Source organism: Sphingobium sp. B8D3B, assembly GCF_025961875.1.
GTDB lineage: Bacteria > Pseudomonadota > Alphaproteobacteria > Sphingomonadales > Sphingomonadaceae > Sphingobium.
In genome coordinates this window covers 413,088-437,743 of record NZ_JAOQON010000001.1, presented here as the reverse complement: position 1 = coordinate 437,743, position 24,656 = coordinate 413,088, and the positions used below count along the sequence as shown (strand labels likewise).

22 protein-coding genes are annotated in these 24,656 nt (G+C 64.5%); 9 read left to right on the top strand and 13 right to left on the bottom strand.

The window, feature by feature from the left end; translation table 11 throughout:
* Positions 1–125 precede the first annotated feature (125 nt).
* Together M2343_RS02055 and M2343_RS02050 are read left to right on the top strand one after the other, a co-directional pair.
* Positions 126–887, top strand: coding sequence for a sulfite exporter TauE/SafE family protein (locus M2343_RS02055; protein WP_181561460.1), 762 nt, complete (start codon positions 126–128; stop codon positions 885–887).
* Between the two features lie 39 nt (positions 888–926).
* A complete protein-coding gene (locus tag M2343_RS02050; RefSeq protein ID WP_181560151.1) occupies positions 927–1,856 on the top strand; it encodes a hydrogen peroxide-inducible genes activator in 930 nt (309 codons plus the stop codon).
* Between the two features lie 12 nt (positions 1,857–1,868).
* Here M2343_RS02050 and M2343_RS02045 read toward each other — a convergent pair whose 3' ends face one another.
* From M2343_RS02045 to pgsA, 3 genes are read right to left on the bottom strand one after another with little or no spacing between them, the layout of a single operon-like run.
* Positions 1,869–2,348 carry a molybdenum cofactor biosynthesis protein MoaE gene (locus tag M2343_RS02045; RefSeq protein ID WP_264575405.1) on the bottom strand — a complete coding sequence of 160 codons (480 nt, stop codon included), beginning with the start codon at positions 2,346–2,348 and terminating at the stop codon, positions 1,869–1,871.
* Positions 2,341–2,601 carry a molybdopterin converting factor subunit 1 gene (gene moaD, locus M2343_RS02040; RefSeq protein WP_264575404.1) on the bottom strand — a complete coding sequence of 87 codons (261 nt, stop codon included), beginning with the start codon at positions 2,599–2,601 and terminating at the stop codon, positions 2,341–2,343. Before moaD ends, M2343_RS02045 begins: the two co-directional genes overlap by 8 nt.
* A gap of 2 nt (positions 2,602–2,603) precedes the next feature.
* Complete coding sequence (gene pgsA / locus M2343_RS02035; RefSeq protein WP_413715999.1) at positions 2,604–3,206, bottom strand: CDP-diacylglycerol--glycerol-3-phosphate 3-phosphatidyltransferase; 603 nt, start codon at positions 3,204–3,206, stop codon at positions 2,604–2,606.
* Positions 3,207–3,310: 104 nt separating this feature from the next.
* Here pgsA and M2343_RS02030 point away from each other — a divergent pair, with 104 nt between their 5' ends.
* Positions 3,311–4,633: an MFS transporter gene (locus tag M2343_RS02030; protein WP_181560154.1), complete on the top strand. Its 1,323-nt coding sequence runs from the start codon at positions 3,311–3,313 to the stop codon at positions 4,631–4,633.
* 4 nt (positions 4,634–4,637) lie between these two features.
* Here the strand turns inward: M2343_RS02030 and M2343_RS02025 are convergent, their stop codons facing one another.
* The gene (locus tag M2343_RS02025) at positions 4,638–4,832 is read right to left on the bottom strand and encodes a hypothetical protein (RefSeq protein WP_181560155.1); all 195 of its coding nucleotides are present in this window, start codon (positions 4,830–4,832) and stop codon (positions 4,638–4,640) included.
* 511 nt (positions 4,833–5,343) lie between these two features.
* Between M2343_RS02025 and M2343_RS02020 the strand changes: the two genes are divergently transcribed.
* The 6 genes from M2343_RS02020 to M2343_RS01995 all read left to right on the top strand — a co-directional run bounded on the left by M2343_RS02020 (position 5,344) and on the right by M2343_RS01995 (position 12,527).
* Positions 5,344–6,963: a transferrin-binding protein-like solute binding protein gene (locus tag M2343_RS02020; RefSeq protein ID WP_264575402.1), complete on the top strand. Its 1,620-nt coding sequence runs from the start codon at positions 5,344–5,346 to the stop codon at positions 6,961–6,963.
* A 31-nt stretch (positions 6,964–6,994) separates the two neighbouring features.
* On the top strand, positions 6,995–8,362 hold the full coding sequence (locus M2343_RS02015) for a surface lipoprotein assembly modifier (protein WP_264575401.1): 1,368 nt from the start codon (positions 6,995–6,997) through the stop codon (positions 8,360–8,362).
* 57 nt (positions 8,363–8,419) lie between these two features.
* Positions 8,420–9,142, top strand: coding sequence for a DUF2334 domain-containing protein (locus M2343_RS02010; protein ID WP_264575400.1), 723 nt, complete (start codon positions 8,420–8,422; stop codon positions 9,140–9,142).
* Complete coding sequence (locus M2343_RS02005; protein ID WP_264575399.1) at positions 9,142–10,266, top strand: glycosyltransferase; 1,125 nt, start codon at positions 9,142–9,144, stop codon at positions 10,264–10,266. Before M2343_RS02010 ends, M2343_RS02005 begins: the two co-directional genes overlap by 1 nt.
* Before the next feature lie 73 nt (positions 10,267–10,339).
* Positions 10,340–11,278 carry a hypothetical protein gene (locus M2343_RS02000; protein ID WP_264570835.1) on the top strand — a complete coding sequence of 313 codons (939 nt, stop codon included), beginning with the start codon at positions 10,340–10,342 and terminating at the stop codon, positions 11,276–11,278.
* A 55-nt stretch (positions 11,279–11,333) separates the two neighbouring features.
* Positions 11,334–12,527 (top strand): glycosyltransferase, encoded by a 1,194-nt coding sequence (locus M2343_RS01995; protein ID WP_264575398.1) that lies wholly within the window; start codon positions 11,334–11,336, stop codon positions 12,525–12,527.
* Positions 12,528–12,563: 36 nt separating this feature from the next.
* Here the strand turns inward: M2343_RS01995 and M2343_RS01990 are convergent, their stop codons facing one another.
* From M2343_RS01990 to glgC, 9 genes are all read right to left on the bottom strand, one after another.
* Positions 12,564–13,088, bottom strand: a complete 525-nt coding sequence (locus tag M2343_RS01990; protein WP_181560162.1) for a DUF2141 domain-containing protein — start codon at positions 13,086–13,088, stop codon at positions 12,564–12,566.
* Between the two features lie 300 nt (positions 13,089–13,388).
* On the bottom strand, positions 13,389–15,293 hold the full coding sequence (locus M2343_RS01985; protein ID WP_264575397.1) for a TonB-dependent receptor: 1,905 nt from the start codon (positions 15,291–15,293) through the stop codon (positions 13,389–13,391).
* A 335-nt stretch (positions 15,294–15,628) separates the two neighbouring features.
* Positions 15,629–16,420 (bottom strand): glutathione S-transferase family protein, encoded by a 792-nt coding sequence (locus M2343_RS01980; protein ID WP_264575396.1) that lies wholly within the window; start codon positions 16,418–16,420, stop codon positions 15,629–15,631.
* Positions 16,421–16,464: 44 nt separating this feature from the next.
* Positions 16,465–17,238, bottom strand: coding sequence for a glutathione S-transferase family protein (locus tag M2343_RS01975; protein ID WP_264575395.1), 774 nt, complete (start codon positions 17,236–17,238; stop codon positions 16,465–16,467).
* A 74-nt stretch (positions 17,239–17,312) separates the two neighbouring features.
* Complete coding sequence (locus M2343_RS01970) at positions 17,313–18,227, bottom strand: SDR family NAD(P)-dependent oxidoreductase (RefSeq protein WP_264575394.1); 915 nt, start codon at positions 18,225–18,227, stop codon at positions 17,313–17,315.
* A 136-nt stretch (positions 18,228–18,363) separates the two neighbouring features.
* The gene (glgX, locus tag M2343_RS01965; RefSeq protein ID WP_264575393.1) at positions 18,364–20,163 is read right to left on the bottom strand and encodes a glycogen debranching protein GlgX; all 1,800 of its coding nucleotides are present in this window, start codon (positions 20,161–20,163) and stop codon (positions 18,364–18,366) included.
* A gap of 38 nt (positions 20,164–20,201) precedes the next feature.
* A complete protein-coding gene (locus M2343_RS01960; RefSeq protein ID WP_264575392.1) occupies positions 20,202–21,833 on the bottom strand; it encodes an alpha-D-glucose phosphate-specific phosphoglucomutase in 1,632 nt (543 codons plus the stop codon).
* Positions 21,830–23,284, bottom strand: coding sequence for a glycogen synthase GlgA (gene glgA / locus M2343_RS01955; protein ID WP_264575391.1), 1,455 nt, complete (start codon positions 23,282–23,284; stop codon positions 21,830–21,832). Before glgA ends, M2343_RS01960 begins: the two co-directional genes overlap by 4 nt.
* Before the next feature lie 93 nt (positions 23,285–23,377).
* Positions 23,378–24,643 (bottom strand): glucose-1-phosphate adenylyltransferase, encoded by a 1,266-nt coding sequence (glgC, locus tag M2343_RS01950; protein ID WP_264570843.1) that lies wholly within the window; start codon positions 24,641–24,643, stop codon positions 23,378–23,380.
* Positions 24,644–24,656 lie beyond the last annotated feature (13 nt).

The following is a 24,656-nucleotide window of genomic DNA, read 5'->3' as shown; positions in this document are numbered from 1 at the left end:
TGCGTTGAAATTTCTAGAGCGTTGCCAGGATTAGGCCCAAGGACAATTTCCTTGCCAAGCCGGAAACGGCGGGCCTATTGTCCAGTGAGTTAATTGAGAAAGGCTTGCCCTTGCCCGACGCCTGGATGGATTTTGCGCTGATGCTGTTGCCCTTCGTGGCCGTCGGCTTCGGTGCGCAGATAATCGATGGCGCGCTCGGCATGGCCTATGGCGTCATTTCCAGCAGCCTCCTGCTCGCGCTCGGTGTTCCGCCCAAGGCAGCCTCCGCCAGCGTTCATGCCGCAGAGACGTGCACCACCGCCGTCTCCGCGATCAGCCATGTGCTGCATGGCAATGTCGACTGGAAGCTGTTCTGGAAGCTGGTGGTTCCCGGGATGATCGGCGGCGTTGCGGGCGCCTATTTCCTTTCGAACATCGATGGCGAGCTGATCCGGCCCTATATCCTCTCCTACCTTGCCTTTATCGGCCTCTGGCTGCTGTGGCGCGGCCTGCGCCATACCGAGGCGCATGTGCGCGACCCCCGGTTCGTGTCGCCGCTCGGCCTCCTCGGCGGCTTCCTCGATGCATCCGGTGGCGGCGGATGGGGTCCGGTCGTGACCTCGAACTTGCTGATCCAGGGCACGAGCCCGCGCCACACCATCGGCACGGTCAATACGGTCGAGTTCTTCCTGACGCTGTCGATCAGCATCACCTTTCTCGTCCATCTCGGCTGGGAGACGTTCACCACCGCCACGACCGGGCTGTTGATTGGCGGCGTGCTGGCGGCGCCGCTCGGCGCCTGGATCGCCAAGCATGTGCCGGCCCGGCCGTTGCTCATCATGGTCGGTTGCGTGCTGACCTTGACCACCGGCTACGGCATCCTGCGCTCGCTTGAACTGATCGGCTAGATCGATTAAATTGCCCCTTTCCAGCGGAAAGGGCGATCAATGTCGATCTACATGCCGACCCTCAAGCAGCTCCAATATCTGGTTGCGCTGAAGGAACATGGCCACTTCGGGCGTGCGGCGGATGCGTGCTTCGTCACCCAGTCGACGCTCTCCGCCGGCATTCGCGAACTTGAATCGCTGATCGGCGTCACCTTGGTCGAGCGTACGCGCCGTATCGTGCGCTTCACGGCGCTGGGCGACCGCATCGTCACCAAAGCCCACCGGGTGCTGCGCGAGGCCGAAGAACTGGCCGCTATCGCGCAGGCATCCGGCACGCCACTGGTCGGCGAATTGCGGATGAGCGTCATCCCCACCATCGCGCCGTTTCTCCTCCCCCGGCTGCTGCCCAGACTGCGCGAGGAGCGCCCGGCGCTGCAGCTTTATCTGCGCGAGGAAACCAGCCATGCGGCGCTCGACTCGCTGCGCCACGGCCATGCCGATTGCGTGCTGCTCGCCCTGCCCTTCCCCTGCGGCGACGCGGAAATCGAGGTGCTGTTCGACGATGCACTGTTCGTCGCCTTCCCCAAGGACGATCCACGCGATCCGCCGGCCCTGATCACGCCCGAGATGATCGACGGCAACCGCCTGCTGCTGCTGGAGGATGGCCATTGCCTGAAGGAACATGCGCTGGCCGCCTGTAACCGCGCGGAATTGCGTACCGAGGCGACCATCACCGGCACGTCGCTGCATACGCTGGTGCAGATGGTGGATAATGGCCTGGGCCTGACCTTGCTGCCGGACATGGCGATAAGGGGCGGCATTCTTGCCAACACCAAGATCACCGCGCGGCCGATCCAGTCGCCGAGCGCCCATCGCGAGATCGCCCTGGTTTGGCGGCGCAACTCGCCGCGGGAAGCCGACTTCCGATTGATGGCGGACATTTTGCGCAACGCCGCGACCAGCCAGCAGGAGACAGCCGAGGCCGCCTGAGCGCGGCGGCCGTCAGATCGGGTCCAGCCGCCCCTGCCGCCAGATCGCGGCGCGCGCGTCGTCGGCGCCTTTCGCTTCGACCCAGCCCGCCGAGCCGTCATGCCGGATCTCCTGCTTCCAGAAGGGCGCAGAGACTTTGAGCCAGTCGATGAGAAACGCACAGGATTCGAGTGCGGCGACGCGGTGGGCGGAGGCGGTGCCGACGAAGACGATGCGCGCGCCGACCGGCAGTTCACCGAACCGGTGGATCACCGTCACGCCGAGCAGCGGCCAGCGGGCGCAGGCCTCTTCGACCACCGCTCCGATCTGCGCTTGTGTCATCGCGGGATAATGCTCCAGCAGGAGCGCGCGCAGCCCGCCATCATCGCGCACCAGCCCCGTAAAGCTCGCGATCCCGCCACCATCCAGCCCTTCAAGCCGAGCCAGTTCGCGGCCGGGATCGAAATCCTCCGCCGTGACGCTCAGCGAGACCGAGGGCGTGGCGTCAGCCACCGGTCACGGGCGGAAAGATCGCCAGCTCGCGCGCCTGGCCGATGGCAGTGTCCAACGGCACGAACTTCTGGTCCAGCGCCGCGCGCAGACGCGCCCGGTCGGCAAAGGCCGCCGCATGACCAGCGCTACCGGCTGCCAAGGCATCGAGAAGTTGCGCAACGGTCGTCTCCGGCGAGGGCACGGGCTGCTGCTCTTCGTCCAGACCGATCCGCTCGCGCACCCAGGCGAAATAGAGAATCGTGATGTCGGCCATGATCAGATCGTCATGTGCTTGAGGCCGGCGCGCAGATAATCCCAGCCGGTAAGCAGGGTGAGCAGAGCGGCCGCCCACAAGGTGACGAGGCCGGCAAGCTGGATGAACGCGATATGCGGCAATCCGCCCGCCAGAATGAGCGCACCCAGCGAGACAAGCTGAAACGCCGTCTTCCACTTGGCGAGGCGCGACACCGGCACGGAAATCCGCAGACCCGCGAGAAACTCCCGCAGGCCAGAAACCGCAATCTCCCGCAGCAGGATCACCAGCGCCGCGATGATATGGACGCCGTTGATGTTCTGGTTGGCACACAGGATGAGAATCACCGCGCCGATCATGATCTTGTCCGCGATCGGATCGAGAAACACGCCCAGCTTGGAGACCGTGCCCTGCGCGCGGGCGAGATAGCCATCGAAATAATCGGTGATGCCCATCAGGCAGTAGAGCCCGAACGCCGCGAGATAGCCGAGGCGCCAGGCGTGGACAGACTCGGCCGGCCACAAAAGGGCGACGAGCAGGGGCACCGCGAGAATCCGCGAGAGGGTGAGAATGTTTGGCAAGAACTTCACGACAATGCGGGTGCCACAGCCGTTCAGCGCAGACAAGGGGCTGCACGATGCGGCATCCAATGTCTTTTCACCTGCCCATTTCGCCGCTAGAAGCCCGGCGACGGCACGAGTCCGGCCGGATCACAAGAGTTCACGCACTTATGCAGGCATCCCTGCGGCTGCTCGGCCACCGGAAGTTTCTGCCCCTGTTCGTCACTCAGTTCCTCGGGGCCTTCAACGATAATCTCTTCAAGACTGCGATGATCCTGTTCGCGACCTATGGCGTGTTTCAGGACCCGCAGCAGGAATCGGCGTTCAACGCAGTCGCGACCGGGCTGTTCGTGCTGCCCTTCTTCCTGCTCTCGGCGCTCTCTGGCCAGCTTGCGGACAATATCGACAAGTCGAGGATCATCCGCACGGTCAAGCTCGCGGAAATCCTCATCATGACGGTCGGCGCGGCCGGCCTGCTGGTGAGCGCGCGGCACCCGATGACCGGCGTTGGCCTCATGCTGACCGCATTGCTGGCGATGGGCGTTCACTCGACCTTCTTCGGGCCGATCAAATATGCGATTCTCCCTCAGCATCTGGAGCAGGATCAGGTGCTCGGCGGGACAGGGCTCGTCGAAGCCGGCACCTATATCGCCATTCTGACCGGGACGATCGTCGCGGGCTGGATCAGCCCGACCGCTGCGGCGTGCGGCGTCCTCATCATCGCGATGATCGGCTATCTATCCGGTCGCATGGTGCCGCCCGCCCCGCGCGTCGGCCCGCCCATCGACATGGATTACAATATCTTCCGGGCCTCCTGGCGCCTGATCTCGGCGACCATGCACATTCGCCGCCTGTTCCTGGCGATCATGTCGATCAGTTTCTTCTGGATGATCGCCACGGTGCTGGTCATCATCTTCCCGCCGCTGGTGAAGAACGAGTTCACCGCGACCAAGGAAGTGGCAAGCATGTTCCTCGCGATCTTCTCGATCGGCGTGGCGGTGGGATCGGTGGCGGTCAACCGCCTGCTCGGTGGCGTCGTCTCCGCCCGTTACTCGCCCATCTCGGTGCTGATGATGGCCGGCTTCATCTGGTTCTTTTCCTACGCATCCGGCGACTGGGTGCGCGCGCCTGCCGATACGCTCTATACGGTCCGCGATTTTCTCGCCGCGCCACATAGCTGGCGCATCGTGATCGCACTGTTCGGCATCGCGACATTCGGCGGCATGTTCGTTGTGCCGCTCTACGCCTTCCTCACCACCACGGTGAGCAAGGACCAGACCGCGCGGACAGTCGCCGCCAACAATGTCGTCAACTCAGGCGCGATGGTCTTCGGTGCGCTCGTCATCATGGCCGCGACCAGCGCGGGCCTGAGCAACCGGGAAGCACTGCTTATTATGTGCGGCATGTGCGGCATCTGCGCCCTGCTGGCGCTGAAGCTTCACCGGGCGTGTGAAGCGGACCTGGCAGCCGCGCGGGAAGCCGGCAGCCGCTAAGTCCTCACACGATGAACGTGTAGGCGACCGTAAAGAACGCCGCGAAGCTCAGCACAAACAACTTCCAGTCCTTGTCTTCGTCCGGCGCGGGGCGGGCTTGCGACGTCGCGTCCGGCGCAGGCCGGAACACATGGCGGGGAAGCGACTGGCGAAACGGATGTCTCGCCTCTTCGTGAGTCAGAACGGGGGCGCGTCTCATAGTTAAGAACTGTTAACCATTCTGACCCGACAGGGAAGCCCGGAAGATGGTTAACGCGCCATGCGGCACCCGCAAGTGCAGTTTTGCGGTGAAATTTTACCGACTTCACCTCCAACCGTCTCAAAAACGGACCCAGTTCCAAGATGATAAACTTTTCGTCAATTATATTTGGCCAACGTCCGGACACGAACCCTCGAACCGTCTCGCGCTCATTAATCCGGAGTTTCGCCCCGTCATGGTCAAGCAGAGCAAGTGGGCTATGCCCCTCCTCATCACTCTTCTGACCACCGCCTGCGGAGGCGGTGGAGCGGGCGGCGTCAATTCCACGCCGACCCCGACACCGACGCCGACTCCCACAGCTACCCCGACACCGACGCCGGCCCCGACGCCTACCCCTACGCCGACTCCCACACCTACCCCGACACCGACTCCCACTCCCACGCCGACGCCCACCCCGACGCCGGCGCCCGCCCCCAGCCCGAACCCGATTGTCGGGCCGAATACGAGCCTGATGGGGCCGCTGCAGAGCCAGACGTTCACCAGCAATGGCGGCAATCTTTCCGGCCGCTTCTATGCCGATGAGCGGCCGGTCGAGAATGGCCAGTCGGCCCGGGGCACGCTCTCGATCTCCTATAACGCCGCCACGCAGAGCTATTCCATTGCCACGGCCAACCGCAGCGCCACCTTCGCCCCAGCCGATCTGGTCGCGTCCGGATCCCCGGCGTTTATCAGCTTCCAGAAGCTCGGCACGACCAGCGAGGCACTGACGCTGACACGGCCCGGCACATCGGGAGAACTCACCTATCGTTATGTCGGCGGCGGCGCATGGGAGCGCGCCACCGTGTCCGGCAACACGCTCGACTTCACCTATGATCCGTTCACTTATGGCATCCAGACGCCTGCCGGCCAGCTCCAGCCATCCGGCACCGGGCGCTATGCCGTGAGCCTTGTCGGCGCACGGGCAATCGATTCTCCCTTTGCGGTAGCCGGGAGCGGCGCCCTGCAGATCGACTTCCAGACCGGCGCGCTGACCAGCAGCGGCGTGCTGACCACGATCGACGTGGACACCGGCCTCATCAAGGGCATCGGCGCCTATTTCGGTGAGGCGGCGCTGACCAGCGGCACCACAGCCTTTTCCGGCAACTTCTTCATGGATGACGGCAAGCGCTTCAACGGCGGTTGGGACGGTCGCTTCTACGGCCCCAATGGCGAGGAAGTCGGCGCCACCTGGTATCTCTATAGCGCCGACGGCGAGGTGACCGCCGGCTATATGCTCGGCCGGCAGGACAGCACGGTGGCCGGGCTGAACATGTCGCTCACCACCCTGCAATTCGATGACAGCTTCGAGCACCGGTTCAGCCAGCTGAGCCTCACCGATACCGGCAATGGAAACAGCGCGAACAATGCAGCGCTGCTGCGCTCCAACGGTCTGTTCACCTATAATGCCGCGCAAGGCAGCTATCGCTATCAGGATAGCGACCGGGGCATCGACACGACATTCGGTTCCGCCAGCCTGGACTCGGCGGCCTCCTCGAACGCTCTTGCTGTCTACAGGATCACCGGGGGCGACGGCCTGTCCTACACGCTCTCGCTCAACAAGGCCGGCTCGGGCAACACCGCCATTGCGCTCAGCTATGCGAGCTTCGGCCGGTGGGAGCGCGCGCAAGCACCGGGCAGCGACAGGCTCGACCGCTGGTTCGCCTGGGGCATCCGCACCAATGGCTTCCAGATCCCGACCGGTTCGGGCAGCTTCACGGGCATCATTCGCGGCACGGCGGCGCAGTTCGGCGGCGGCGCGACCTATGCGCTGAGCGGAACGAGCAACTTCGCCGTCAATTTCGGCGCCGGCACATTCACTGGCTCGCTCAACCCGATCGGCAAGAGCAATTTCGACGGCAGCACCCGCAATTTCGGCACGTTTACCTTCGACCGCGGGGTCATGGACATCGACGCCGGACTGACGGCGGACGTCGTGAACGGCAGCAATGCCTATCTCGGCTTCTTCGAGGGCGCTCTCTACGGCCCGACGGCGACGGAGATCGGCGGCACCTTCGGCTTCCAGACCGCGCCGGGCGATACCAGCAGCACATATTATCTAAGCGGCGCGACGGTGGGCAAACGCACCAATTGATTTGTCCATAGCGCACCGGCAAGGGCCTGCCATGACATTGCGACGACTGAGTTGGCTGGGGCTGATCCCAGGCCTGTGCCTGCATGCCCCGCTGGAAGCGCAGGCGCAGGCCCAACCGCCCGCTGGCAGCACGCCGACCGTTTCCGAAGACGCCAGGTCCATCTCCGGCCTCAATGCTGCGCAACTGTTCGACCTCGCCGATCAGGCGCGCGTCGCGGGGCGCCTGGAGGATGCCGAGACCATCTATCGTGCGCTTGCCCGCGATCCCGATCTCAAGGTCCGCTCCGAAGCGCGCTTTCGCCTGGGCATGATGCTCGATGAGCAGGGCCGGCAGACCGATGCCGCCCTCGCCTTCCGCGCCATATTGGATGAGGAGCCGGGCGCGACCCGCGTGCGGCTGGAACTCGCGCGCGTGCTGGCGGCGATGGGCGATGAAAGCCGCGCCCGCCAACAATTGCGGCAAGCGCAAGCCAATGGCTTGCCACCGGACGTGCAGCAGGTGGTGGATCGGTTCGCCGCCGCATTGCGCTCCAACCGGCGCTTCGGCGGCAATTTCGAGCTGGCCATGGCGCCGGACAGCAACATCAACCGCGCCACCGACGCCAAGGAACTGGATACGGTGATCGCCCCGCTCACGCTGGACGAGGATGCGCGCGAGCAATCCGGCATTGGCCTGCGCCTCTCAGGGCAGGTCTATGCCCGTGTCGGGCTGGGCCAGGGACTAACGCTGGTACCGCGCCTTTCGGGTGACGGCACCTTCTATCGCGCCAGCCAGTTCAACGACCTCTCCGGCAGCGCCCTGCTGGGGCTGGAGTGGCAGCGCGGCCGCAGCCGCCTGATGCCTTCTGCCGGCGTCACCTGGCGCACTTATGGCGGCAAGGCTTATGCGCGCACCGAGACTGCCGATCTGCGCTGGACGCAGCGGATTGGGCGGCGCGCGCAAAGCGATGTCGGCTTTTCCTACGGCCAGTCGCATTACTACCGCAACGCTCTGCAAGATGGCGCGCTCTACAATCTGAGCGCCGGCATCGAGCGCGCGCTGTCTGCCCGCAGCGGCGTCGGCATTCAGCTGAGCGGCACGCGCCAGACCGCGCGCGATCCCGGCTATGCGACCGCCTCGGGCGGGGCGACCCTGCTCGGCTGGCGGGACATGGGCCGCACGACCCTGTTCGCCAATGCCACGGTGCGGCGGCTCGAAGCCGATGCCCGGCTGGCCCTGTTCCCGGAGCGCCGCAAGGAGTGGTTCCTGCGCGGATCGGTCGGCGCGACCTTCCGCCAGATCGAGGTGGCAGGCTTCTCGCCGGTCGTGCGGCTGGCCTATGAGCGCAATATCTCGACGGTCGGCATCTACGATTATCGGCGCACGACCGTGGATCTGGGCATCACCCGCGCCTTCTGACTCTGCCCCATGCGGTGGGGCGTGACGGCGCGCGGGAAAGGGTGTAACGGCTCGCCCATGCCTCGTTTGCTCGCCTCGATCCATGATGTGACGCCGCATTTTGAAAGCGAAGTCGATGCGCTGTTCGACCGCCTGAGCGGCCTGCTCGGTGGTCCGCGCCTCGCCATGCTGGTGGTGCCCGATTTCGAAGACAAGGCGCCCCTCGCCGGTAATGCCGCTTTTGCCGGCAAACTGCGTCGCTGGGCCGATGCCGGGGTGGAAATGTTCCTCCACGGCTGGTGCCACCGCGACGATGCCCGCGAAAAGGGCTTCATGCAGAAGCACATGACGGCCGGCGCCGGTGAGTTCGCGCAGCTCTCGCGGGAGGAAGCGCGTCGCCGGCTGGAGCGTGGTCGCCCGATCGTCGAGGACGCCATCGGCCGGCCCGTCACCGGGTTCATCGCCCCGGCCTGGCTCTACTCGCGGGACAGCCTGCAGGCGCTCGCCGATTGCGGCTTTCCGCTCGCCGAGGATCATCTCAAGGTCTGGCAGCCGGAAACCGGCCGCGTCGTCGCCAAGGGGCCGGTGATCACCTGGGCCAGCCGCACGAAGGGACGGATCGCCAGTTCGCTGATGGTCGCCGCCGCCGCCCGCGCCGCGCCCTGGGCGCTGCCCAATGCCCGCATTGCGGTGCATCCGCCGGACACCACCGTACCCGCTTTGCTCGACAGCATCGACGCGACGTACAGCAAGTTCATGCGCACCCACACGCCCGCGCGCTATGCGGATCTTGCCGCCTGATGGCTGACGAGAGGCCGTTGTTCGTCCTGAGCGTGCTCCACAGCCTCGAACCGGGCGGGGTCGAGCGCGATCTGCTGCGCTTTACCAAGGCCTGGCGAGAGGCTGGGCTCGATGCCCGCATCGCGCTCGGCCGGTGGGAAGGCCGGCTGCAGGAAGAGGCGCCGGACGTCCCCTATATCATCCCGCCCCCGGGCCGGCTCGCGCGGATCGAGACCGAGAGCCTGTGGATGATGCTGAAGCTGCCGGGCATCGTGCGGCGGTTGAAGCCCGATGTGCTGTTCTTCCCCAGCAACGGGCTGATGGCGGTGGCTGCGGTCACGCGCCTTGTTCTGGGCAAGAGCTGCCCGCCCATCGTGCTGCGCCCGAGCAACAGCCTCGACGAGCGCCACAGCAGCCCGCTGCGACGGCGGCTGAGCCGGTTCATCATGCATGGCCACAGCCATATCTATGCGGCTGTTGTCGCGATGGCGCCGCCGGTCCGCGACGAAATCGAAACCGAGATGGGCGTCCCACCCGAGCGGATCGCCATCATTCACAATGCCTCGATGACGGCGGCGGTGGCGCAGCGTCTGGCCAGTCTGCGCGACAGCACGCCGCGCAATAACCCGGGCCGGCATTTCCTGGGCGTGGGGCGCCTCTTCCCGCAAAAGAACTTCGAGCTGCTGCTGGATGCCTTTGCGCGGATCGCGCGACCGGACGACCGGCTGACGATCGTGGGCGAAGGCCCGCTCCGCGCTACGCTGGAAGCGAAGGCGCAGGCGCTCGGCGTCGCCGCGCAGCTTAGTCTTCCCGGCCATCACAACCCTGTCGACCCCTGGTTTGCGCAAGCCGATGCCTTCATCCTCTCCTCGGACTTCGAAGGCGTGCCCGCAGTGGTCGCGGAAGCGCTGGCCGCCGCGATCCCCATCGTCGCGACGGATTGCACCATCGCCATGCCGATGATGATGGAGGATGTGGGCACGCTGGTTCCGATCAAGGATGTCTCGGCTCTTGCCGCCGCCATGGATCGCGTGTGCGACCAGAAGCCGCAGATATCCGCCATGCGCGCGCGTGCATCGCTGTTCACGATGGAGGCGACGCTGGAGAAGTGGATCGCCCTCTTCCGCCGTGTCGCGGGGAAATAGACTTTGACCCCGGCCAGATTGTTGCTATCCGCAGCGCGGACGCGATCGGGCCTTATCAAGTAAGCAAACACACATGCAGACACCAGCCCCTGCTCCGTCGAGCGACGATCCTTCCAAAGACCCGATTCCGCTTCCTGTCCGGCAGACCTCGTGGTGGGTGTGGATCACCCCGGCGCTGTCCATTGCCATTCTTGCGGTTGTCATCTGGCAGTTTCGGTCGTTCCGCCTGGACGATCTGTTGCAGACCATCCCGGCCAATCCTTTGTTCTGGGTCGCCTTTTTCGGCTATTATTTCACGGGCCTGGCCTTCGATTTCATCATTTTCCGCTGGCTCTGGCATATTCCGGGCGAAGGTCTCATCGCCCTTGCGCGCAAGAACGTCACCAACGAGCTGATCGTCGATTATCTCGGCGAGGCCTATTTCTACAGCTGGGCCCGCAAGAAGATCAAAATGGAGGGCTCGCCCTTCGGCGCCGTCAAGGACGTCGCGATCCTCTCCGCTGTGGTGTCCAACATCTTCACGCTTGCGATGATGGCCTTGGTCTATCCTTATGCCAAGAGCCTGAACCTCGGCATTACCAGTTCCGCCCTGGCCGCATCGGTCGGCGTCATCATGGTCGTCTCCCTGCTGGTCTTCGTGTTCAGCAAGCGCATCTTCAGCCTCACGCGCACGCAACTCTGGGCCATTTCCGGCCTGCATTTCGCGCGACTACTGGTCGGTAACGTCCTGCTCGCGGTGGTGTGGAGCCTGGCCCTCCCGGACGTGGCGCTGGGCTGGTGGCTGGTGCTGGCCACGGTGCGGATGCTGCTCTCGCGCCTGCCGCTCATCAGCAACAAGGATATCATCTTCGCGGCGGTCGCCGTGTTCGCGGTCGGGCAAGACAGCGAGATCCACATTCTCATCGCGCTCATCACCACCCTTATCCTGCTGACCCATCTCGTCATCGGTGCGGTGTTGGCCATCGGTGATCTCGCCACGATCAGGGTTGGCAGAAAAGAAAAGCGGGCCTGATGGCAGGATCGCGCGACAAGGTGGACGCCATGTGCGCCCGCGCCGGGTGACATCCATGCGCATTGTGGATGTCGCCGCCTTCTACACGCCCTATGGCGGCGGCGTAAAAACCTACATCGATCGCAAGCTTCTCGCCGGACCCGCGGCGGGACATGAAGTGGTGGTGATCGCACCAGGGCCGGGTTTCCGCGTTGAGGATCATGGCCCCAACGCGCGGATCATCTACCTGGAAAACCCTCAATTTCCGCTGGACCGGCGTTACCATTATTTCCGCGACGTCGACACGTTGCACGATACGCTGAGCCAACTCGAACCCGACGTCGTCGAATGCTCCTCGCCCTGGCGCAGCGCCCGCTTTGTTGGCGAGTGGCCAGGCAAAGCACCGCGGGCGCTGGTGATGCATGCCGATCCCATGTCGGCTTATGCCTATCGCTGGTTCGATCCTTTCCTACCCCGTCCGGCCATTGACCGGGCTTTCGGCATGTTCTGGCGCCACCTTAAGCGAATGGACCAGCTTTTCGACGGCTCGATCACGACTGGCGAGGACCAGACCAATCGCCTGCTGGCGGGTGGGATGAATCGGGTCGTGACCAATCCGATGGGCGTTCAGCCAGGCATTTTCTCTCCGGACTTTCGTGATGAAGACCTGCGCGCCCGCCTCCTTGCGCGCTGCGACCTGCCGCCTGAAGCAACGCTGCTGCTGGGGGCTGGGCGGCACGGCCCGGAGAAGCGCTGGCCTATGGTGATCCAGGCCGTGACCATGGCGGGAAACAAGGCGCCGGTCGGCCTCGTCATTGCCGGCGATGGGCGCGATCGCGCGCGGGTGGCCCGCGCCGCCGCGCAAATCCCGCACGTCCATCTGCTCTCACCGATCTCCGACAGGCAGGCAGTCGCGCGTCTTTTCGCCAGCTGCGATGCCCTGATCCATGGCTGCGAGGCAGAAGTGTTCTGCACCGTCGGCGGTGAGGCGCGCGCGGCAGGCCTGCCCCTCATCATGCCGGATCGTGGTGGCGCGGCGGATCACGCCCGCTTGTGCGAAGGGTGGCTGTACAAGTCAGCCGATCCAACAGCCGCAGCCAAGGCGATCCTGGACTTTATTGCAACGCCCAAGGAAGAGGTGCGAGCCAAAGCCCTCCATTATGCGCAACATGTGCGCACCATCGACGAGCATTTCGCCGATCTGTTCGCTTATTATCAGCAGCTCGTCGACAACCCCGTCGTGCGACGGACGGGCACGCTGGCAGCCTGACACGCGAGGGCGGCTACGCCAGCCCTCCCCTTTCCGCTACTTCTTGAGCGGGCCAAAGCAGACCAGACTGCGACGATATTGCATGGTGACGTTGATCGTGGTCGGGCCATTGCCGACGGTCGCCCGCGCATCGCGACCCTTGGGCTGGCCCCAACACAGCTTGGGATCACCCGGAAAAGCGACGCCATCCACCGACAGGCCGAGCTTGCGGTTGGAATCGCGGTCATGCAGCAGGCTCAGCGTGTAGGTGCCCGCGCTCGGCGCGCGGATGCAGAGCACGACCGGGCCGCTGGCCGGCACCTTCATCTCGGCGCGACGAAAGGGTTTGCCCGCCATGAGCAGGACATTGTCGTCGGCGAGGAAATCCTCGTCGCTATTGGGATAGAGCTCGACGCGAACCAGACCCTGACGGTCCTTCAACCCGTTGATGTTGATCATATAGGCCGGGCCGCTTTCATTCGCGCGGCAGCGCCCTTCGGCCATCCCCAGCGTGGGGCTGGACGGGATATATTGCGGCGATCCTGCGGCCGCCGCCGCGGCAAGCAACACACTCAGTGTCATCAGCACTCATTCTCCTGCACCGGGCAGACCCCGCACCGCATGGCGCGCGATCCGCACTGGTCAAACTACCATAAGCCCGGCTCAAAGCCGGAACCGACAAGGGCGCAGAGGCCCGTTGCGACAAGCTGAAAGCCTATCTGCATGACATCATCCGGCTCGGCAATGCCTGACTGGCACGGACAGTTACAGCGTCAGCGCGTCCGTGAACCGTTACAATGCCGCGCCGACCTGAAAGATCCATGGCATGATGCGCCTGAACACAGGATGGATCGGCCGTTGCGTGCCCCTTGAGGGGAGCGGCTACCGGATGCTGCGCTTGATGGTCAGATATGCGACCAGGTGGCTCTCGCGATGACGCAGTTCGCGCTCATAGGGCATCAGCGAGCGCCGGTCCGGATCGTAGAAGTCGCGCACGCGCCGCTTGCCGCCATCCAGCAGGTTTTCGCTGCCGAGCGTCACCGTCCAACGGGAATTCGGGCGATATTCGACAAAGGCGGCGACATTGGGCGCGATCCCCCGGTTGAAGTCCACCTCGTCGATCCGATAGCTGTCCGACCCGCTATTGCCGGTCATGCTCGTGCCCCAGGCGAAGCGGCCCAGATCCTGCCGGAAGCGCGCCTCGTAGTAGAAGGGCGCATAGCCGGAAAAGGGGCGGTAGCGCAGCGTGTACGGATCCCGCACGGAGGTATCGATGTAGGAGCCATAAAGGGTGAGCCGCCCGCCTTTGACGCCCAGCCGGGAGAGCGGCAGATCGATATTGGCCGCCGCGCTGAACTGGGTGCCGTCGCCCAGATTGCCCGGTGCATCAAAGCCCTCCGGCGTCGGCACGCGGTCCTGAACCTTGGCAATGAAATCATAGCCCAGATCGAGTGTGATCCGCCCGTCGCCCGGCAAGGCGCGATCGACGCTCAGCTTGAACTCCCAGGCCCGTTGCGGGAGGAGATCGGGATTGCCACCGTTCACCCGGTCCGCCGAAAGCTCCGCGGCGCTGACGAAATCCTCGAAATCGAGCTGGGCCACGGTCCTTTCGGCGCTGATCTGGCTGTGCCAGGCGCCGTGGCGCCAGTCCAGCGCGACCTTGGGCTTGACGAAGTCGAGTGTCCGACGGGCGCTGACATCGCCGCTTACGCTGAGACGCGAGCGTTCATAGGCAAGGCCCAAATCGATCCGCAGCCGGGATGACAGTGGCCGGCCCGCATTGGCAAAGACCTCGCCGCGATCCTCCGTCACCACCGCGTGGCTGACGGGCAGATCATAAACCGTGACGGCCCCATCGGGATCGACGGAAAACAGATCCACTTGGCCATCCAGCCGGGTGCGGACGCCCTCCACGCCTGCCTCGACGGTCCAGCCCGAGAATGCCGTGCCATTCCAGCTCAGGCGCGCCAGCGTCTCGTCCCGCCAGTCATGCTGGTTCTGAAAGAGGCCGCCCAGATCGTCCCCTGCCAGGCTGGCCTCGGTCGCCTGATCGCGCAGGCTGCGATATCGCCGGGAGGCCAGACCGAGCAGCTTGATGCCGCCAGAGCCGAGTGGGCGGGTGATGTCGCCGCTGACTTCCATGGTGCGGGTAAACCAACGCTGCACAAGGGCGTCGTTGCGCTCGGATCCGTCAGCAGATTGCACGAAGCTGCTTTGCGTCAGGTCATCATAATTGAGGTTGAGACTGGCGCTAAGATTGACCGTGCGATGCTCCCCCTCGTTCAGCGTCCACCGCACAGAGCCGGAGGGCTGGGGATTGCGGAAGCGGCTGAACTTCTCGCGATATTCCTGCTCGGTGCCGCCGGGCAGCGTGACCAGCTGGTCAAACCCCTCCTCCGATGTCGCAGCATTTTTAACGGCGAGTGCGACGTTGAAAGTCGAAGCGCCCCGATTCCACAGCGCGGATATGCTTCCTTCCGGAAGGATCGCGCCGCGATATTCCCGGCGCAAGGTCGTCTCAACTGTCGCGGCGAGCCCGCCCTCCTGCGACAGCACGACATTGGCGACCAGCGCGCGACCGGCATAATCCGTCCCGAACCGATCGCCCGAGGCGAGTTCGATGCGGACGACGCGGGCGGCGGGTATGCGCGAGAGCAGCGTGCCGAGCGTCTCGCTCTTGGCATTGGGCCGTCGGCCATTGATCACGACATTGCCTGCCGCCTGCCGAAAACCGCGAATCTCGGCATCGCCTTCGTCCAGTGTGAAGCCGGGCACCAGGGAGATCATCTCCAGCGCATTGCTGGGTGCGGAGGGGCTAAAAAAAGCGGCCTCATAAACGGAGCCGCGCGATTGGTCTGCAGGCTGCCCCTGTGCCAGCGCTGGCAAAGCTGGACCGGCCAGACACACATATCCAAAGATCAGCCACTTGCGGCGTGACAAACCAGATCCCCCAAGGCGATACCCACACCGGCTCTCGGGAAGCCGACTGGCCTGCTCGCTCCCACAGGCCAAGTCCCTCATTATGGTTAACAATTCCTCATGTCATGGCCCGAAGACGCACCTTGGCAAGAAAGCATGAAGGATGTGGCAATCAGATCATAGCATGCTAAGCAATTTGCGCGTTAAGCGGCAAGGCCCAGTTCTTTGTCGGTCGCAGGGCGCCCCCATTTGTCCCGGGGAGGCATAGGGCGCTTACGCCAGTCGAAATCCGGCGAGAGGCTGGAGACGGCGCGCCCTTCGGGTATGCGACCGTTGCCGCCGCCCTGGCTATAATCATAATAGAGCTTGATCAGCTCTTCATGGCTGCGGTGCTGCGCGGCCGGATGCGCGACGCAGGCTGCGCGCCAGCGCAACGCCCGGTCGAACTGGGCGGGCACCGCATAATCTTCGTAATATTCGAGGAACCACAGCCGCTTGAACATCGGCGTGAAGGCGACCTCCGCCCAGCCGAAGCGATCCTCGAACAGAAAGTCCGCGCCGGTGGCGTAGCGGCGCAGGAAAGCATCCACCTTGCCGAACTCCGCGTCCACAGCCGCGCGCATTTCCTCACGCTTGTCGGCATCGCGGTTGAGGATCATGCGGTAACCCGCGCCCGAGAACGGGCCGGACAGCTCCGCCAGCATTCCCTCGACGGCGTGGTGGAACGGGTCGGGATGCGCGACGGCAGGCTGCGGGTATCGCTGCTCAAGATAGCGCAGGATGACCATGCTCTCCTTGAGGCTCTCGCCATTCTCAACATCGAGCAGCGGCAGCGCCGTGGTGCCGCCGCTCTTTGCCAGCAGCCAGTCCGGGCGCGGCTTGGAGATGTCGATCTCGACATCCTTCAGCGCCACGCCCTTGAGCGCCATCATGATCTCGATGCGCTCCGAGAAGGGGCAGCCGGGAATGTGGTAGATGGTGAGATCCTGCGTCATTGCCCGGTCCGCCTCTTATCGTTGGGGTATGACCGCCGCCCGGCTCAGGCGGCGGGCTGCGGCTTGGCCTTGAGCAGATCCTCGCTCTTGGCCTTCTCGAACATCGCCTTGATCGCCGGACGCTCGTTGATGCGCGCCAGCCAGGCGCACAGGCCGGGCGTCTTCTGCTCGTTCACATAGTCGCCGAAAAAGCCGCCGGGGCGCTGCAGGCCATTGGCAATGGCGAAGTTGCAGATGTCTGCGAGGCTAAAGCCGCTGTCGACCAGATAGTCCTGCTTGGAGAGCGTCTCCTCCAGCCGCTGGACCGACACGCCGACCTTGCGGAACTCCTCGTCCAGCATTTCCTGCGGGAAACCGTTGCGGGCGCGGCGCCACTTCACCTGTTGCTCGGGAATGGTCACCTTGTTGGTGACATGATCCTCGAACTCCTCGTCGGTCATCTTCTGGGCGATCGCCTTGATGCCGAATGCCCAGCCGATGGTGGAGACGCACCAGCAGAAATACTCGTCCACCCATTTGGTCCACACGCGCATTTCGGCGCGCTTGAATGGATCGGCAGGGCGCAGCGATGTGCCGGCTTCCGGAAACACGTCTTCAAGATATTCGCAGATCACGGTGGATTCGGTGACGACCTGACCATCATGCCAGAGCGCCGGCACCTGACCGCGCGGGTTGATCTTCTTGAACCAGTCCGAATGCTGCTCGAACTTGGCCGGGTCCACGAACACCGGCTCGAATTCGAGGCCCTTCTCATAGAGCGTCGCGAGCGGCTTGAGCGAATTGGCGCCGGGGCCAAAGCTGTACAATTTGAGGGTCATGTCTCTCTCCGATAGTTCTTAGCGCGACCATGGCTCCGCATGGCGCCCCAGCGCAATTCGATCGCGCAATGCGATTATTCGCCCTTCTTGCCGTCGGCGAAGACGCGCGTGCGGTCGCGACCCCAGTTGATCAACGCCTCGGTGCGCAGACGCGCGCCCTCCGGGTCGCTCTCGATCGGCGCGACGGACTCGATGATCGCCTGGAAATGCTTCTCCAGCCCCTCGCGCACTTCCGGATAGGGAATGATGTAGAGCGCGTTTTCCTGAATGCCCTTCATGATCGCCTCGCCCAGCTTCTCGGGATCGAGCCCATGCTGGTGGATTGAGTGCAGGGAGGCGATGGAATCGTCATTCTCGACATAGCCGCTCGAACCAAACTTCTCAGGACGCAGGCGGCTCGCCTCGGCGATGTTGGAGCGGATATTGGCCGGCGTGCAGACCGAGACGCCAATATCATATTGCGCCAGACCCTGCCGGTAGCCTTCCATGAGGTTGATGCTGGCCGCCTTCGCCGCCGAATAAGGGCCGGCCAGCGCGCTGCCCATGAACCCGCCGAGCGAGGACACTGTCACGATATGCCCCGGCACGCCGGCCGCGATCATGCGCGGGACGAAGGTGACCATGCCATTGATGACGCCGCCGAGGTTGACCCCGACAATCCAGTCAAAGTCATCATAGGTCGTCTTCTCGATGGGCCCGAAGCTGTTGACGCCAGCAGTGTTCGACAGGATCGTCGGCGCGCGGCCGAAAACGGATTCGACCTCGTCCGCAGCCTTCGCATAGGCGTCGCGGTCCATGATATCGAGCTTGATGCCGTGGGCGCGGACGCCCTCTGCCCGCAGCTTCTCAAGGGCGGCGTCGATAGCTTCGGCGCGCACATCCGCAATGACAATCTCAGCGCCCGCCCGTCCGAACACGGTTGCCTGACCGAAGCCGGCACCCGAAGCGCCACCGGTGATGAAAGCCAGTTGGCCCTTTAAATCCTTCATGCAATCCACTCCTCGCTCCGGTCATCCGACGGGAGACTGACCTGTTATGCCCCTCAGGGTGTTCCGTGCTGCTGCGCCAGGCCGCTGGCCCTTCGCTTTGCGCGGAATGATTCCCCATTCCCCGCCCGGTTTTCACTCAATGCCGGACAATGTCAACAATGAGTCGGCGCTGCGCGCGGTCGACGAGGAACGTGAAGCGGCGACCGTTCGGCAAGTCCGTTTCGTAGCGGACAAAGCCGGTCTCGGCCGATTCCCAGTCGGAAACGCTCATATCCGCCCCGTCCGCCCGGGACCAGCGGCCGGGCTCAGGAAATGTCGCGAACGCATCGAGATCCGCCGCGCGCGCGGCGGAGAGCGCGCAGGCAAAAGCCTCGAGTGCGGTATCGCGATCATGCCAGGCAATCCAGGAGAGCGGATTATCCTGCGCATAAGCGTTGTTGTTGCCCTGCTGAGTGCGGCCAAATTCATCGCCGGCGGTGAGCATGATCGTCCCGGTCGAGGCAAAGAGCGTCGCAAGCAAGGCCCGCAGATCGTCCCCGCGGGCCGCGATTACGGCGGGGTCGTCGCTCGGCCCCTCGACACCGTGGTTCCAGCTGAAATTCTCGCCATGCCCATCGCGATTATGCTCGCCATTGGCGAGATTGTGACGATGGACATAAGCCACGGTATCGGCGAGCGTGAAGCCGTCATGAGACGCGAGCAAATTGACGCTCCGGCTCGGCTTGCCGAAGATGTCCGATGATCCGGCGAGACGCGTGACGAAGGCGCCGATCCTGCCGTCGCCACGCCAGAAGCGGCGCACATCGTCGCGATAGCGGTCGTTCCACTCCAGCCAACTCTCAGGAAAGCGGCCGAGCTGATAGCCGTCCGCGCCAATATCCCATGGCTCTGCGATCAGGACACGATCCGCCAGCCAGGGATCGCGCGCGATCTCATCGAAGATTGGCGCCTGCGGATCGAACGTCGGGCCGCGCGCGAGCACTGGCGCGAGATCGAAGCGGAAGCCATCTACGCCCGCCTCGCGCACGAAGCGTCGGAGCGTGTCCAGCGCGAGCGCCCGCACCGCAGGCTGGGTAAAATCAAGCGTGTTGCCGGTTCCGGCAACGTTGACGAGGTCGCCATCGGCCTCCAGCGCATAATAGCTCCGCTCGCCCAGCCCGCGCATCGACAAGTTCGGCCCGATCCGGTCGCTCTCACCAGTGTGGTTGAACACAAGGTCGAGAATGACGCCGATGCCGGCCTCGTGCAGGCACGCCACCGTTTCGCGCAATTCCGCCATGCCGCCGGGACAAAGCCGGGGATCGAGGGCCATGGGCACGATCGGGTTGTAGCCCCAGGCATTGGCCAAACCACGCGCGACCAGATGCCGCTCATCGATCCAGGCGACGATCGGCATCAGTTCGACAGCGCCGACATGCAGCTTCTGGAGATGCGCGATGACCGCCGGGTGTGCGAGCGCCGCCACCGTGCCGCGCAGCGCCGGCGGCACGTCCGGGTGCAGCATGGTGAAGCCGCGCACGTTCAGCTCGTAGATCAGGGCGCCCTGGCGGAAGTGCGGCGGCGCTGGCGGGAGATCGGCCAGCGGCGCGGTGACGACGCTGCGCGGCACCAGCGGCGCCGTCTCCACGCCGCGCTCGGCAAGCTGGGGATCAAAGACAAAAGGCCGATCGATCGCGCTCGCCCAGGGATCGACCAGCAGCTTGGCAGGGTCGAAGCACAGCCCCTGCTCCGGCGCCCATGGGCCGTCAGCGCGAAAGCCATAACGCTGGCCGGCGGCAACCCCGGCAATCTGCGCCTGCCAGACATCGCCCTGTTGGGCCATGGCATGGCGATGCTCGCATCCGTCATTGTCGAACAGGCACAAAGTGACGGTAGTGGCGTCGGGTGCCCAGACGGAGAATGTCGCGCCCTCACGGGTGAGGTGAACGCCGTACATTCAGGCCCTCAACGCCTGCGACGCAAAGGCGCGCCGCCTCATGTCACGACATCCGGGGCAGTGCGGCCCGTGTGGCGCGCGATACCGGCAATCGCCTCCGCCGCTGCGATCAGCTCCGCCAGCATCGCAGGCGTCTCTTCATCCAGCGTGCCGCCCACGGGTTCGTAACGCTCCAGATAGACGCGCAGCGTCGCGCCTTCCGTGCCTGTGCCGGAAAGACGGAAAACCACGCGCGAACCGCCCTCGAACAGCACGCGCAGGCCCTGATTGGCACTGACCGAGCCATCGACCGGGTCGGCGTAGGAGAAGCTGTCCGCCGCTGCGACGGTGAGCGCGCCGAAGCGCGCACCGGGCAGCGCGGGGAGCGCCGCCGTCAGCGCTTCGATGAGCGCATTGGCCTTTTCCGTCTCGATGCCTTCATAATCGTGCCGCGCATAATAATTGCGGCCAAAGCGCGCCCAATGATCGTGGGCCAGGGCATCGACGCTGATCTTCCGCTCGGCTAGGATGTTGAGCCAGAGCAGCACGGCCCACACGCCGTCCTTCTCACGCACATGGTCACTGCCCGTGCCGGCGCTTTCCTCGCCGCAGATGGTCGCCATGCCGGCATCCAGCAGATTGCCGAAGAATTTCCAGCCGGTTGGCGTCTCGAAGCTCGGGATGCCGAGCGCTTCCGCCACGCGATCCGCTGCCGCGCTGGTTGGCATGGAGCGGGCAATGCCCTTGAGGCCGCCGCGATAGCCCTTGGCGAGATGGGCGTTGGCCGCCAGCATCGCCAGCGAATCCGACGGCGTGACGAAGCGCCCCTTGCCGATGATCAGGTTGCGGTCGCCATCGCCATCCGACGCGGCGCCGAAATCGGGGGCGTCCGCGCTCATCATCAGATCGTAAAGCACCTTGGCGTGGACGAGATTGGGGTCCGGGTGATGATGGCCAAAGTCCTCCAGCGGTGTGCCATTGCGGACGGTGCCGGGCGCAAAGCCCAGGCGTCGCTCGAAAATCTCGGTCGCATAAGGGCCAGTGACCGCGCTCATCGCATCGAAGGCGAGCGTGAAGCCGCCCGCCGCCATGGCGCGGATGGCGGCGAAGTCGAACAGCTCCTCCATGAGATCAGCATAATCGGCCACAGGATCGACCACCTCGACCGCCATGCCGCCGACCGTGACGGTGCCCAGCGCATCGAGATCAATGTCACCCGCTTTCACCATCTGCCACTGGGTGATGGTCTGTGTGCGCGCGTAGATTGCCTCGGTCACTTTCTCCGGCGCCGGCCCGCCATTGGAGACGTTATACTTGATCCCGAAATCCTCGTCCGGCCCGCCGGGATTGTGGCTGGCGGAGAGGATGAGCCCGCCCAGCGCGCCATATTTGCGGATGAGGTGGCTGGCGGCTGGCGTCGAGAGGATGCCACCCTGCCCCACCATCACCTTCGCAAAGCCATTGGCGGCGGCCATGCGGATCGTCTGCTGGATGACCGTTCGGTTATGATAGCGCCCGTCGCCGCCAATCACGAGCAGGGCACCATCCTTGCCATCAATCGCATCGAAGACCGACTGGACGAAGTTCTCGGCATAATTGGCCTGCTGGAACACCCGCACCTTCTTGCGCAGGCCGGACGTGCCGGGCTTCTGGCCTTCAAACGGCGTGGTGGGAACGCGCGTGATCGTCATCTCTGCTCCTTGAGTTGCCGGTAGAGCGCAGCATAGGCAGCGCCGCTCCGTCCCCAGCTATTGTCCGTCTTCATGCCCGCCTGCTGGATCGGCCGCCAGCGCGCTCCCGCCCCATAAAGGCGGATGGTGCGGCTGATCGCCGCTGCAAGGCCCTGATAATCGACCGGCGAGAACAGCACGCCGGTGGCCGCCCCCGCGTTCATCGCGGCCTCATTGGCGTCGATCACCGTATCGCCCAGCCCTCCAGTGCGCGCGACGACCGGCACGCAGCCATAAGCCAGACCGTAAAGCTGCGTGAGGCCGCAGGGCTCGAACCGGGAGGGAATGAGAATGGCATCGCCCCCACCCTGCATCAGATGGGCGAGCGGCTCGTCATAGCCGATGCGAATGCCGACGCGACCGGGGTGGCGGCCGGCGGCGGCATGAAGCCCTGCCTCGATCGCCGCATCGCCGCTGCCCAGCACCGCGAGCCTGCCGCCCAGGCCGACGAGGTGATCGATAACCTCCAACAGCACGTCCATGCCCTTCTGCCAGGTGAGCCGTGTGATGACGACGAACAGCGGCCCATCGCCGCTCTCCAGCCCGAAGGCGGCCTCGATCGCCCGCTTGTTGGCCACGCGACCGGAGAGGTCGTCCGCCGTGAATGGCGCGGCCAGCGCTGCATCCTTGGCCGGATTCCACTCGGCAGCGTCAATGCCGTTGACGATGCCATGCATGCGGTCCTGCCGGCCGACGACCAGCCCCTCCAGCCCCATGCCGAATTCGGGTCGGCGGATTTCCTCGGCATAGCCGGGGCTCACGGTGGTGATCGCATCGGCGAGGACCAGCCCCGCCTTCAGCATCCCCACGCCTCCATGATATTCCACGCCCTCGATCGACCATGCGACCGGTGGCAGGTCCAGCCGGGCAAAGAAAGCCGCGTCGAACCAGCCCTGGAATGCCATGTTGTGGATGGTCATCACGCTGGCGGGCCTTGTCGTCTGATCCCCGGAATAGACCAGATAGGCCGGCGCCAGCCCGGCCTGCCAATCATGCGCGTGGAGCACATCGAACGGCTTGAGCCCCGCGCGCCCGGCGGCGAGATCGGCTGCGGCCTTGGCGAAGGCGGCAAAGCGCAGGCCGTTGTCCAGCCAGTCCCGCCCCATGGCATCGGCATAAGGTCCGCCATCGCGCTCGAAAAAGCCGGGGGCATCGAGCACCAGCAGCGGGCGCCCCTCATGCTTGGCAGCGAGAATGCGCGCCGGCGTGCCGAGCAGCGAGTCATAGCGGAAGACGGTGCGCTTGCGCGGCAGGGCCTTCAAGACGGAGGGGTAGCCCGGCAGAAAGCGCGTCATCGCCACGCCATGCCGCGCCACCGCCGCCGGCAAGGCCCCGGCCACATCGGCAAGGCCGCCGGTCTTGATGAGCGGCCAGCATTCGGACGCGGCGGAGAGGACGGAAAGCTCTGTCATGTTCGTAACAACCCGATGGACGGCGACGTGCCTTAAGGCAAAGGATGAAAAATCCGGTTCGACACGCGCAAGTGCTGCGCGCGGCCCTAGACGCTAGTCCAGCCGGTCGATCATCGCCTTGGTGATCAGACAGATGCCGCTTTCCGTGCGGCGAAACCGCTGCCCGTCCAGGCCCGGATCTTCGCCGACGACCAGACCTTCCGGAATGCGGACGCCGCTATCGATGATGCACCGCTTGAGCCGCGCACCGCGACCGATGTTGCAATAAGGCAGGATCACCGCCTCCTTGACGCTGGCGAAGCTGCCCATCTTCACGCCGGTGAACAGCAGACTGCGATGGGCCTCGGCGCCCGAGACGATACAATCCTGCGAGATGAGCGAACTCACCGCCATGCCCCGGCGGCCTTCCTCATCATGCACGAACTTGGCGGGCGCGGCGATGATCTGGTCGGTCCAGATCGGCCAGTCGCGATCGTACATGTTGAGCTTGGGCACCACGTCGGTCAGGTCGATATTGGCTTCCCAATACGCATCGAGCGTACCGACATCCCGCCAATATTCCTCGATCTGCTCGGCAGCGCGGATCGCGCTGGATGAAAACAGATGGGCGACGGCTTTGCCGTGCTTGACGATATAGGGGATGATGTCTCCGCCGAAATCGCGCTTGCTCTCCGGATCATCGGCATCGCGGCGCAGTTGCTCGAAGAGAAATTCGGTCGTGAAGACATAAATGCCCATCGAGGCGAGCGCGACATCCGGCTTGCCGGGCATGGCTGGCGGGTCGGCGGGCTTCTCGAGGAAGCTGGTGATCTGGCCCTTATCATCGACATGCATGACGCCAAAGGCCGTCGCCTGCATGCGCGGGACTTCCAGGCAGCCCACGGTCACATCGGCATTTTCCTGCACATGCTGCTGGAGCATGAGCTCATAATCCATCTTGTAGATGTGATCGCCCGCCAGGATGACGATATATTTGGGCGCGTGGCTGGCGATGATGTCGATGTTCTGGAACACCGCGTCCGCTGTACCCTCATACCAGTGAAACTCGTCGATGCGCTGCGAGGCGGGCAGAATGTCGAAGCTCTCGTTGCGCTCGGGGCGCAGGAAGTTCCAGGCGCGCTGCATGTGGCGGATGAGCGAGTGGGCCTTGTACTGCGTCGCCACGCCGATGCGCCGGATGCCGCTGTTGATCGCATTGGAGAGCGCAAAATCGATGATGCGGGACATGCCGCCGAAATACACCGCAGGCTTCGCGCGATTGTCGGTCAGTTCCATCAGGCGGCTGCCGCGCCCGCCGGCCAAGACATAAGCCATCGCGTCGCGTGCCAGAGGTTGTTTGCGGCCTTCTCTTTGTGTCACCTGTTCCCACTCC